The following is a 10,074-nucleotide window of genomic DNA, read 5'->3' as shown; positions in this document are numbered from 1 at the left end:
CCCCCCCCCCCCCCCCCCCCCCCCCCCCCCCCCCCCCCCCCCCCCCCCCCCCCCCCCCCCCCCCCCCCCCCCCCCCCCCCCCCCCCCCCCCCCCCCCCCCCCCCCCCCCCAACGGGGGGTTCGTCCGGTAATCGGGTTAAAGCTGGTCGAAATCCAGTACCACCTTGTCGCTGAGCGGGAAGGCCTGGCACGACAGCACGTAGCCGGCGGCCACTTCGTAGTCTTCCAGCGCAAAGTTGCTGTCCATTTCCACCTCGCCCGAGACCACCTTGCATTTGCAGGTCGAGCACACGCCGGCCTTGCACGAGTAGGGCAGTTCCGCGCCTTGGGCGTTGCCGGCGTCGAGGACGCTGACGCTGTTGCGCGCCAGCGCGAAGGACAGCTCGCGGCCGTCGCTGATCACGGTGATCTGGCTCATTTCGGCATCCACCTGCGCAGCCGCCTGGCGGGCTTCGCGCTTTTGCTGGCTGCCGACGGCGGCAAACAGTTCGAAGTGGATACGCTCAGGCGCAAGACCATTAGCCTTGAGTTGATCGCGCACGGTCTCGGTCATCGCCTGTGGGCCGCAGATAAACGCAGCGTCCAGAGACTTGACGTCGATCCAGCGGCTGAACAGCTGCCCGCACTTGTCGGCGTCGATGCGCCCGTTGTACAGGTCGACGTCCTGCTGCTCGCGGCTGAACACGAACACCAGGTTCAGGCGTTGCAGATAACGGTTCTTCAGGTCTTCCAGCTGCTCGCGAAACAGCGCCGCGTTGCTGGAGCGGTTGCCGTAGATCAGCGTGACCTGACTGAGCGGTTCGCTTTGCAAGGTGGTCTTGATGATCGACAGGATCGGCGTGATGCCGCTGCCGGCCGCGACCGCCAAATAGTTGCCTTTACGCGCCGGGTCCAGCGGCACATTGAAGTGCCCCGAGGGCGGCATGACGTCCAGGCTGTGGCCGACTTTCAGCGCTTCGTTGGCAAAGGCGGAGAACACGCCGCCAGCGACTTTCTTGATCGCCACGCGCAGCTCGCCGTCGTTGGCACCGGTGCAGATCGAGTACGAACGACGCACTTCTTCGCCGCCGATGTGCGTGCGCATCACCAGGTGCTGGCCTTGGGTAAAACGAAAACTGTCGCTCAGTTCGCTGGGAATCTCGAAGGCGATGGACACCGCGTCACGGGTTTCCGGGCGAACATCCTTGATGGTCAGGCTGTGGAATTTGCTCATTGTTGTTCTCCGGCGAGCATGCCGCTCAGATGCACTTGAAATAGTCGAAGGGTTCCAGGCAGTCGCGGCAGCGATACAGCGCCTTGCAGGCGGTCGAGCCGAACTCGCTGAGCCGTTCGGTGTGCGTACTGCCGCACTGCGGGCAGCAGATCTGCACGGGCTCACCCAACAGGCTGCGTTTGCTGGCGCTGCCTTCGGGCGGGGCGATGCCGTAGTTGCGCAGGCGTTCACGGCCGCTGTCGGTGATCCAGTCGGTGGTCCAGGCCGGTGTCAGCCGGCGCTCCAGTTGCGGCGCGGCAAAGCCTGCCTGCTCCAGCGCCTGGGCGATGTCCTGCTCGATCACCTCGGTGGCCGGGCAGCCGGAATAGGTCGGGGTGACCACCACGTGCAAGTGGCCGGCCTGCCAGTCCAGGTCGCGGACGATGCCCAGCTCGACCACGCTGACCACCGGCACTTCGGGGTCCATGACCTCGCCCAGCACCGTCCAGGCCCGCGCCAGGTCGCCGGCCTGCAGCGCACGGGCGCCGCGATCGCCGGCGATCAGCTCACCAGGTCGCATCGGGATACGCCCTTTGCAGAAATTGCATTTCGGCCAGCAACAGGCCCAGATGTTCGCTGTGCAGACCCTGGCGACCGCTCAGGTAAAAGTGGCTGGCCGGGGCCGGCAGCGGCAGGGTGGCGCGGGCAAACTGGTCGCTCACCTTGCTGTGCCAGGCGCTGGCGATCTCGCTGGGATCCGGGGCGATGCCGGCCTCGAACAGGCGCTGTTCGACGGCGTCACCGGCGGTGAATTCGACGGTAAAGCGCCAGACCTTGTCGACAGCCTTGAGCATGCGCGCATGGCTTTCTTCGGTGCCGTCGCCCAGGCGCTCGACCCACTCGCCGGAGCGGCGCAGGTGGTAGGTGACTTCTTTTACGGCCTTGGCGGCGATGCCGGCAATCCGTGGGTCGCTGGAGCTGCTCAGACCGTGCAGTACCTGGAAGTGCCAGGCATCGAACAGAAACTGCTTGGTCATGGTCACGGCGTAATCGCCATTGGGTTGCTCGACCAGCAACAGGTTGCGGTAGGCGCGCTCGTCGCGGCGGAACGCCAGGTGATCGGCATCGCGGCCGTCGTCGAGCAGCTCGGCGGCGTATTCCAGCCAGTTACGCGACTGGCCGACCAGGTCGAGGCCGACGTTCATCAGCGCCAGCTCTTCTTCCAGTGCCGGCGCGCCGCCGCACCACTCGCACAGGCGCTGGCCCTGGATCAGGGTGCTGTCGCCCAGGCGCAGCAGGTATTGAATCAGATCGTCTTTATCGCTCATGACCCGCTCCTCACATGTGGCCGACTTCGGGCGGCAGCTCGTAGAAGCTGGCGTGGCGATAGATCTTGTCCTGGGAGGGATCGAACAGCGGGTCTTTCTCATCCGGTGAAGAGGCGGTGATCAGCGCCGACGGCACCACCCACAGGCTCACGCCCTCGTTGCGGCGGGTGTACAGCTCGCGGGCGTTCTCGATGGCCATGGCGGCGTCGCTTGCATGCACGCTGCCGACATGTTTGTGATTGAGCCCGTGCTTGCTGCGCACGAAGACTTCAAAAAGGGTCCATTGGGACATGGCAGGTTCTCCGGATCAGGCGTTGTCTTTGCTCAGGCGGCGTCGCGTCTGGCTTGTTGTTTTTTCGCGTAGGCCACGGCGGCCTCGCGTACCCAGGCACCGTCGTCGATGGCCTGGCGGCGCTTGGCGACGCGCTCCTGGTTGCACGGGCCGTTGCCCTTGAGCACTTCGTAGAATTCCTGCCACTGGATCTCGCCGAAATCGTAGTGGCCGCGCTCCTCGTTCCATTTCAGGTCCGGGTCCGGCGCGGTGCAGCCGAGCAGCTCAAGCTGCGGCACGGTCTGGTCGACGAAGCGCTGGCGCAGCTCGTCGTTGCTCTGGCGCTTGATTTTCCAGGCCATGGACTGGGCGCTGTTGGGGGATTCGGCATCGCTGGGGCCGAACATCATCAGCGACGGCCACCACAGGCGGTTGATCGCATCCTGAACCATGTCTTTCTGCGCTTGAGTGCCTTCCTGCATCATGGTCAGCAGCAGTTGGTAACCCTGACGCTGATGGAAGCTTTCTTCCTTGCAGATGCGCACCATCGCCCGCGAATACGGGCCGTACGAGGTGCGCTGCAACACCACCTGATTGACGATGGCAGCGCCGTCGACCAGCCAGCCCACCGCGCCCATGTCGGCCCAGGTCAGGGTCGGGTAATTGAAGATGCTCGAATACTTGGCCTTGCCGCTGTGCAGCTTGGCGACCTCTTCGTCGCGGTCGGCGCCCAGGGTTTCCATGGCGCTGTACAGGTACAGGCCGTGGCCGGCTTCGTCCTGGATCTTGGCCATCAGCTGCAGCTTGCGCTTGAGCGTCGGCGCGCGGGTCACCCAGTTGCCTTCGGGCAGCATGCCGACAATCTCGGAGTGCGCGTGCTGGGAAATCTGGCGGATCAGGGTTTGCCGGTAGGCATCGGGCATCCAGTTCTTGGGCTCGATCTTGATCTCGGCGTCGATCTTTTCCTGGAAGGCGCGTTCTTCAGCGGACATCTCATCCAGCGACTTGATGTGCTTGACGCCGGTCTCGACCAGTTGTGCGTACATGCTGTGTCTCCAGCTGGTTTTCGGGGTGGCTTGCGCCATGGGTGTAGTTGTAAGCGATACGGAAATAAATATCAAACGGAAAATTGTGTTTTGTTTTTGATTTTTGTATCGCTTTACGGTGGTTGTTGCGTTTTTAAAGGGTTTTTAAGCTTTTAAAGCGATACCGTATTTATTGAATTGCAGTGATATTTGCATTTTTAAGGCACAAAAAACCCCGCAAGGCGGGGCTTTGGGTCAGCGAAAGGGCTCAGGCACGCATTCCCGTATTCAATGAAATCGGCAGCCATGTGCGGGCCGCCGATGTCGCTTCGCGCTGCCCTCGATCGAGCAGATCAAGCGTTGTACGCAGGCAGGCAGCAGGGCATAACCCGGTGATGTGGGCGGATTGATCAGGCTCATCAAATTTTGAACTAATCATGACGGCCATCCCCCTAACGCTGTGCAGATAGCCTAAAGCTTGGGTCAACCCGAGCTACCCACTTACCCGCGAAGGTTTGGTTAATCATGAAGAGTGAACAAGTAGAAGGCGTTGCAGAGAAACTGGCCGGCAAGGCGCAGGGCGTGGTTGGAAAACTGTTGGGTGATTCGAAGATTGAAGCTGAAGGTGCTGGCCGTCAGGCGGCTGGTCAACTCACCCAAAGCTATGGCGATGCGCTGGACTGCGTATCGACATTCGTTAAAGAGAAGCCGGTCGCCGCACTGGCAATCGGTGCAGTAGGCCTGCTGGTGCTGAATCGTCTTCTGCGCCGCTGAGGTTGCGCAGCCTGCCAGAGGGCCGAAACGCCTCTGGCAGGTCATCACCGTTAGCCCTGTCAGCCCTGTCTTACAAGTCAGTCGCCCTAAGCCCGGGGCCGATTATCAAACACGTGACAGGCTTTGCCTTCCGAGCGTTTGATGGCATGGAAGGGCTGGATCAGCACCCGTGAGCTGATGCCGATATGGGTCTTGATCTGCTTGCCCAGTTCATCCGCCACCCGCTTCTGCTGGTCCGCTTCGAGGTTGAGGTCATGCTTGAGCTCGACATGCACATCGACACTGTCCAGGTTGCCATTGCGGTGCAAGTGCAACTCGTACACCTCGGCCAGTTGCTTGATCTTGAGGATCTGCTCCTCGATCTGCGTAGGAAACACATTGACCCCACGAATGATCAGCATGTCGTCGCTGCGCCCGGTGATCTTGTCGATGCGCCGCATCGGCCTGGCCGTGCCCGGCAGCAGGCGCGTGAGGTCGCGGGTGCGATAACGAATCATCGGCAGCGCCTCCTTGGACAATGAGGTAAACACCAGCTCGCCCATTTCGCCGTCCGGCAATACCGCGCCAGTCACCGGGTCGATGATCTCGGGATAGAAATGGTCTTCCCACACGGTCGGGCCGTCCTTGGTTTCGGCGCATTCCATGGCCACGCCCGGCCCCATGATTTCCGAGAGACCGTAGATGTCCAGCGCGGTGATGCCCAGCCGTTCTTCGATGGCGCGGCGCAGTTCGGCGGTCCATGGCTCGGCGCCAAAGATGCCCAGGCGCAGCTTGAGGTCGTGCGGGTCGATGCCCTGGCGCTCGATCTCATCGGCCAGGTTGAGCATGTACGACGGCGTGACCATGATGATGTCCGGCTGGAAATCACGGATCAGCTGCACCTGTTTCTCGGTCTGGCCGCCGGACATCGGGATCACTGTGCAACCGAGGCGCTCGGCACCGTAGTGTGCGCCCAGCCCGCCGGTGAACAGGCCGTAGCCATACGAGATATGCACCTTGTCGCCACGTCGCCCACCGGCGGCGCGGATCGAGCGCGCAACCACGTTGGCCCACGTGTCGATGTCGTTCTGCGTGTAGCCGACCACGGTCGGTTTGCCGGTGGTACCGCTGGAGGCGTGCAGGCGCACGATGTCGCTTTGCGGCACGGCAAACATGCCGTACGGGTAGTTATCGCGCAGGTCGCTCTTGCCGGTGAAGGGGAACTTGCTCAGGTCGTCGAGGCTTTTCAGGTCGTCGGGGTGAACGCCGGCCTCGTCGAAACGTTTGCGATACAGCGGCACGTTGGCGTAGGCGTGGTTGAGGCTCCAGCGCAGGCGGTCGAGCTGATGCTGGCGCAGCTCATCGATGCTGGCGGTTTCCAGAGGGTCGAGCATGGCGGTGTTGGTGGCGATCATGTTCATGGTTCACTCGATTGTTTTTGTGCGGGCCACGGTGCCCTGAGTGTTAATGGCGAGGATACTCCCCGCACCGGTGTCCGATCTTTGCTGTGCGTGTCAGATTCGTTCAATAACCAGCGCAATCCCCTGGCCCACGCCGATGCACATGGTGCACAGCGCATAGCGGCCCTGGCGTTCTTCGAGTTCATGCAGGGCGGTGGTGATCAGGCGGGCGCCGCTCATGCCCAGCGGGTGGCCCAGGGCAATGGCGCCGCCGTTGGGGTTGACCCGCGCATCGTCATCGCTCAGGCCCAGTTCGCGCAGCACGGCCAGGCCTTGGGCGGCAAAGGCTTCGTTGAGTTCGATGACGTCCATGTCGGCCAGTGACAGATTGGCCAGCGCCAGCACCTTGCGGGTCGCCGGCACCGGGCCGATGCCCATGATCCGCGGCTCGACCCCGGCGCTGGCCATCGCGACGACACGGGCGCGGGGTTTGAGCCCGTGCAGGCGCGCCGCTTCGGGGCTGGCCAACAGCAACGCGCAGGCGCCGTCGTTGACGCCCGAGGCATTGCCGGCGGTGACGCTGCCGCCCTGGCGGAACGGCGTGCCGAGTCTGGCCAGTTGCTCCAGTGTCGTGTCGCCACGCGGGTGTTCATCGTGCTCGACGATTTTCACAGGACCTTTGCGCTGGGCGATTTCCACCGGGACGATTTCCTTGCCCAGCCGGCCGCTGGCCTGAGCGGCCGCCGCCTTGTGCTGGCTGCGCAGGGCGAAGGCGTCCTGATCGCTGCGGGAGATGTTGAACTGCTCGGCGACGTTTTCTGCGGTCTCGGGCATCGAGTCGATGCCGAACTGCTCTTTCATCAGTTTATTGACGAAGCGCCAGCCGATGGTGGTGTCGAAGATTTCGGCGGCCCGGCCGAAGGCCTGTTCGGATTTGCCCATCACGAACGGTGCCCGCGACATCGACTCGACGCCGCCGGCAATCACCAGCCCGGCTTCACCGCTGCGAATGGCGCGGGCGGCGCTGCCCACCGCGTCCATGCCCGAACCGCACAAGCGATTCAGGGTGGTGCCGGGCACGCTGACCGGCAGGCCGGCGAGCAAGCCCGACATGCGCGCGACGTTGCGGTTGTCTTCGCCGGCCTGGTTGGCGCAGCCGTAGAACACCTCGTCGATCTGGCTCAGGTCCAGTTCCGGGTGGCGCTGGATCAGTGCGCGGATCGGCACGGCGCCCAGGTCGTCGGCGCGCACGCCGGACAGGGCGCCGGCGTAACGGCCGATGGGCGTGCGGATGGCGTCGATGATCAGCGCGTCAGTCAAAGAGTGAGTCATTGCGAAAGCTCCGGATCGATCAGGGTGCCGCGCACCTGGTAGGACTTGCCGTGGAACAGGGCGATCAACTGCCCGTGCTGGTTTTCGATGCGCACATCGTAATTACCGGTGCGCCCGCTGCGGCTTTGTTCGAGCGCGGTGGCGGTGAGTTCGTCGCCCAGTTGGCCGGGCGCTACATAGTCGATGCTGCAACCGATGGCCACGGTGACGGCGTTGTAGGTGTTGCAGGCAAAGGCAAACGCCGAGTCGGCCAGGGCGAACAAGTGGCCGCCATGGCAGGTGCCGACGCCTTGCAGCATGTCGGGGCGCACGGTCATGACCACTTGCGCGCGGCCGGGGCCTACCGTCAGCAGGCGCATGCCCATGGCCTGGCTGGCGGCGTCGCGTTCATACAAAGTGCTGGCGCAGACCTCGGCCAGTTGTTGTGCTTCAAGCGTCATGCAACGTGCTCCCTTGTTCAGCGCAGCGGTGCAGCAGCAAAGAGGGGCGATAACGGGTTTCGCCGTACACGGCCTGCAGGTTTTCCAGCACGTCGAGCACGTTTTTCACGCCAATGGCATCGGCCCAGGCCAACGGCCCGTGCGGGTAATTGACGCCGGCGCACATGGCCAGATCGATGTCGGCGGCACTGGCCACGCCGTGCAGCAAGGCATCGCTGGCTTCGTTGGCGAGCATGGCCACGGTGCGCAATACGATAAGGCCCGGCGTGTCGCTGAGCTGGCTGACCTTGAAGCCTGCACGTTGCAGCAGCGCCACGGCGTGCTCAAGTGCCAGCGCCGAAGTGCCAGCGGCGGGGCTGATGGCAATGCGTTCGGCGCGACTGTAATCCAGTGCCAGGTCGATGAGCACCAGGTTGCTCAGGCCGTCTTCCCGGGCGCGCTGGCTGGCCAGTCGGCCGTCGCTGAGCGCCAGGGTTGCATCGCCGACGCGCAATACGCCGTGGCCGTCGCGTTGGGTGATCGCGATGCCGGCCTGTTGCAGGCGCTCGATCAGCGGGCTGGCGATGCCCAGGTCGCCTTCGACTACGCAGGCATCGACGCTGGCTGTGCTGCTGATTGCGCTGGGCTGCGGGCGCTCGGCGCCTTCGGCATAGTCATAGAAACCGTGGCCGCTCTTGCGTCCCAGGCGGCCGGCATCGACCAGCTCTTTCTGGATCAGCGATGGCTGGAAGCGCATGTCGCCGTAGTAGGCGTCGAACACCGAGCAGGTCACCGCATAGTTGACGTCATGGCCGATCAGGTCGGTGAGCTCGAAGGCGCCCATGCGAAAACCGCCGGCATCGCGCAGCAGGGCATCGAGGGTCGCGCAATCGGCAGCGCCTTCCTGCAACAGGCGCAGGCTCTCGGCATAAAACGGCCGGGCCACGCGGTTGACGATAAAGCCGGGAGTCGAGCGGGTGTGCACCGGCTTTTTGCCCCAGGCTTGCGCCGTGGCGTACAGGCGCTGGGCAAGCGCTGCATCAGTGGCCAGCCCGGAGACGATTTCGACCAGCGCCATCAACGGTGCCGGGTTGAAGAAGTGCAGGCCGACGACCCGCTGCGGATGCGTCAGGCCGGCGGCGATGCTGGTGATCGACAGCGACGAGGTGTTACTGGCCAGGATGCACTCGGCGTTGCACAACGCTTCGAGTTGCTTGAACAGGCCGCGCTTGATGTCGAGGTTTTCGACGATGGCTTCGATCACCAGCCCGGCATCGGCCAGCGCTTCCAGGCTGGCGGCCGGTTGCAGGCGGCCGGCGATGGCGTGGCGTGCGTCGCCGTCGAGCTTGCCTTTTTCGACCAGCCGGCCCAGTTGCCGGTCGATGCCGGCAATGGCCTGGGCGGCGGTGCCTTCGCGGGTGTCATACAGCCTGACCGGGTGACCGGCTTGCGCTGCGACCTGGGCGATGCCCGCGCCCATGGCACCGGCACCGATCACGGCGACGACGGTGCGCGTATCCAGTGCAGCCATCGCTCAGCGTCCTTTGAAAGTGGGGGTGCGTTTGTTCATGAAGGCCGACACGCCCTCGCGGTAATCCTCGCTGCGCCCGGCCAGGCGTTGCAGGTCGCGTTCCAGCTCCAGTTGCTCGTCGAAGCTGTTGCTGGCGCTGGCATTGAAGGCGCGCTTGATCAGCGCCAGGCCATAGGTCGGCTGGGTGGCCAGGTGGCGGGCCAGCTTGAGCGCTTCGTCGCGCAGGTCGGCGTCATCGACCACCCGGTAAATCAGGCCCCATTGCTCGGCCTGCTCGGCGCTCAGGCGCTCGCCCAGCAGGGCCAGGGCCTTGGCGCGAGCCGGGCCGATCAGCCGCGGCAGGCTCCAGGTGCCGCCGGAGTCGGGCACCAGGCCGATCTTGCAGAAGGCCTGGATAAAGCTGGCCGAACGTGCGGCCAGCACCAGGTCGCAGGCCAGCGGAATATTGGCGCCGGCACCGGCGGCCACGCCATTCACCGCGCAGATGACCGGCAGCGGCAGGTCGCGCAGGCTGCGGATCAGCGGGTTGTAGAACTGCTCGATCGACAGGCCGAGGTCGGGCATCTCGGCGCCCGGCGCGACATTGCGGTCCGACAGGTCTTGACCTGCGCAAAAGCCACGGCCTTCACCGGTCAGCAACAGCACGCGCGCCTCGTTACTCTGGCGCACCTGCTTGAGGGCTTCGCGCACCTCAAGGTGCATCGCGGCATTGAAGCTGTTGAGCTGCTCCGGGCGATTGAGGCTGAGAAGGGCGACGCCGTCCTCGATGGAAAACAGGATGTGCTGGAAGTCCATGGCTTGCGTTCTCTTTCTTGTAAGTGAG

12 protein-coding genes are annotated in these 10,074 nt (G+C 64.1%); 1 reads left to right on the top strand and 11 read right to left on the bottom strand.

What is annotated here, in order from left to right; translation table 11 throughout:
- Positions 1 to 136 precede the first annotated feature (136 nt).
- From paaE to ACYAS9_RS30325, 6 genes are all read right to left on the bottom strand, one after another.
- The gene (gene paaE / locus ACYAS9_RS30350) at positions 137 to 1,213 is read right to left on the bottom strand and encodes a 1,2-phenylacetyl-CoA epoxidase subunit PaaE (RefSeq protein WP_463572190.1); all 1,077 of its coding nucleotides are present in this window, start codon (positions 1,211 to 1,213) and stop codon (positions 137 to 139) included.
- 25 nt (positions 1,214 to 1,238) lie between these two features.
- Positions 1,239 to 1,772: a 1,2-phenylacetyl-CoA epoxidase subunit PaaD gene (gene paaD / locus ACYAS9_RS30345; protein ID WP_463572189.1), complete on the bottom strand. Its 534-nt coding sequence runs from the start codon at positions 1,770 to 1,772 to the stop codon at positions 1,239 to 1,241.
- A complete protein-coding gene (paaC, locus tag ACYAS9_RS30340) occupies positions 1,759 to 2,520 on the bottom strand; it encodes a 1,2-phenylacetyl-CoA epoxidase subunit PaaC (protein ID WP_463572188.1) in 762 nt (253 codons plus the stop codon). The genes paaD and paaC overlap by 14 nt, the downstream gene beginning before the upstream one ends.
- 10 nt (positions 2,521 to 2,530) lie before the next feature.
- Complete coding sequence (paaB, locus tag ACYAS9_RS30335; RefSeq protein ID WP_459748309.1) at positions 2,531 to 2,812, bottom strand: 1,2-phenylacetyl-CoA epoxidase subunit PaaB; 282 nt, start codon at positions 2,810 to 2,812, stop codon at positions 2,531 to 2,533.
- A 32-nt stretch (positions 2,813 to 2,844) separates the two neighbouring features.
- Entirely contained in the window at positions 2,845 to 3,837 is a 993-nt protein-coding gene (paaA, locus tag ACYAS9_RS30330) for a 1,2-phenylacetyl-CoA epoxidase subunit PaaA (protein WP_459748310.1), read from the bottom strand.
- A gap of 247 nt (positions 3,838 to 4,084) precedes the next feature.
- Positions 4,085 to 4,255 (bottom strand): hypothetical protein, encoded by a 171-nt coding sequence (locus ACYAS9_RS30325; RefSeq protein ID WP_463572187.1) that lies wholly within the window; start codon positions 4,253 to 4,255, stop codon positions 4,085 to 4,087.
- Positions 4,256 to 4,341: 86 nt separating this feature from the next.
- Here ACYAS9_RS30325 and ACYAS9_RS30320 point away from each other — a divergent pair, with 86 nt between their 5' ends.
- Positions 4,342 to 4,590, top strand: coding sequence for a CsbD family protein (locus ACYAS9_RS30320; protein ID WP_463572186.1), 249 nt, complete (start codon positions 4,342 to 4,344; stop codon positions 4,588 to 4,590).
- Between the two features lie 86 nt (positions 4,591 to 4,676).
- Here ACYAS9_RS30320 and paaK read toward each other — a convergent pair whose 3' ends face one another.
- From paaK to paaG, 5 genes are all read right to left on the bottom strand, one after another.
- Positions 4,677 to 5,990, bottom strand: a complete 1,314-nt coding sequence (gene paaK / locus ACYAS9_RS30315; RefSeq protein ID WP_463572185.1) for a phenylacetate--CoA ligase PaaK — start codon at positions 5,988 to 5,990, stop codon at positions 4,677 to 4,679.
- Positions 5,991 to 6,083: 93 nt separating this feature from the next.
- Positions 6,084 to 7,301 carry a 3-oxoadipyl-CoA thiolase gene (gene pcaF / locus ACYAS9_RS30310; RefSeq protein WP_463572184.1) on the bottom strand — a complete coding sequence of 406 codons (1,218 nt, stop codon included), beginning with the start codon at positions 7,299 to 7,301 and terminating at the stop codon, positions 6,084 to 6,086.
- Positions 7,298 to 7,741 carry a hydroxyphenylacetyl-CoA thioesterase PaaI gene (paaI, locus tag ACYAS9_RS30305; protein ID WP_463572183.1) on the bottom strand — a complete coding sequence of 148 codons (444 nt, stop codon included), beginning with the start codon at positions 7,739 to 7,741 and terminating at the stop codon, positions 7,298 to 7,300. Before paaI ends, pcaF begins: the two co-directional genes overlap by 4 nt.
- The gene (paaH, locus tag ACYAS9_RS30300; protein ID WP_463572182.1) at positions 7,731 to 9,251 is read right to left on the bottom strand and encodes a 3-hydroxyacyl-CoA dehydrogenase PaaH; all 1,521 of its coding nucleotides are present in this window, start codon (positions 9,249 to 9,251) and stop codon (positions 7,731 to 7,733) included. The genes paaI and paaH overlap by 11 nt, the downstream gene beginning before the upstream one ends.
- A 3-nt stretch (positions 9,252 to 9,254) precedes the next feature.
- On the bottom strand, positions 9,255 to 10,046 hold the full coding sequence (paaG, locus tag ACYAS9_RS30295) for a 2-(1,2-epoxy-1,2-dihydrophenyl)acetyl-CoA isomerase PaaG (protein ID WP_463572181.1): 792 nt from the start codon (positions 10,044 to 10,046) through the stop codon (positions 9,255 to 9,257).
- Between the last annotated feature and the right edge of the window lie 28 nt (positions 10,047 to 10,074).

It is taken from the genome of Pseudomonas sp. HP_08 (assembly GCF_055284095.1).
This window is presented reverse-complemented; position numbering and strand designations above follow the sequence as displayed.

Excerpts from the sequence above, each read along its gene's own strand:
- paaE (WP_463572190.1), bottom strand. The coding sequence starts at position 1,213 with ATGAGCAAATTCCACAGCCTGACCATCAAGGATGTTCGCCCGGAAACC.
- paaD (WP_463572189.1), bottom strand. The coding sequence starts at position 1,772 with ATGCGACCTGGTGAGCTGATCGCCGGCGATCGCGGCGCCCGTGCGCTG.
- paaC (WP_463572188.1), bottom strand. The coding sequence starts at position 2,520 with ATGAGCGATAAAGACGATCTGATTCAATACCTGCTGCGCCTGGGCGAC.
- paaB (WP_459748309.1), bottom strand. The coding sequence starts at position 2,812 with ATGTCCCAATGGACCCTTTTTGAAGTCTTCGTGCGCAGCAAGCACGGG.
- paaA (WP_459748310.1), bottom strand. The coding sequence starts at position 3,837 with ATGTACGCACAACTGGTCGAGACCGGCGTCAAGCACATCAAGTCGCTG.
- ACYAS9_RS30325 (WP_463572187.1), bottom strand. The coding sequence starts at position 4,255 with ATGATTAGTTCAAAATTTGATGAGCCTGATCAATCCGCCCACATCACC.
- ACYAS9_RS30320 (WP_463572186.1), top strand. The coding sequence starts at position 4,342 with ATGAAGAGTGAACAAGTAGAAGGCGTTGCAGAGAAACTGGCCGGCAAG.
- paaK (WP_463572185.1), bottom strand. The coding sequence starts at position 5,990 with ATGAACATGATCGCCACCAACACCGCCATGCTCGACCCTCTGGAAACC.
- pcaF (WP_463572184.1), bottom strand. The coding sequence starts at position 7,301 with ATGACTCACTCTTTGACTGACGCGCTGATCATCGACGCCATCCGCACG.
- paaI (WP_463572183.1), bottom strand. The coding sequence starts at position 7,741 with ATGACGCTTGAAGCACAACAACTGGCCGAGGTCTGCGCCAGCACTTTG.
- paaH (WP_463572182.1), bottom strand. The coding sequence starts at position 9,251 with ATGGCTGCACTGGATACGCGCACCGTCGTCGCCGTGATCGGTGCCGGT.
- paaG (WP_463572181.1), bottom strand. The coding sequence starts at position 10,046 with ATGGACTTCCAGCACATCCTGTTTTCCATCGAGGACGGCGTCGCCCTT.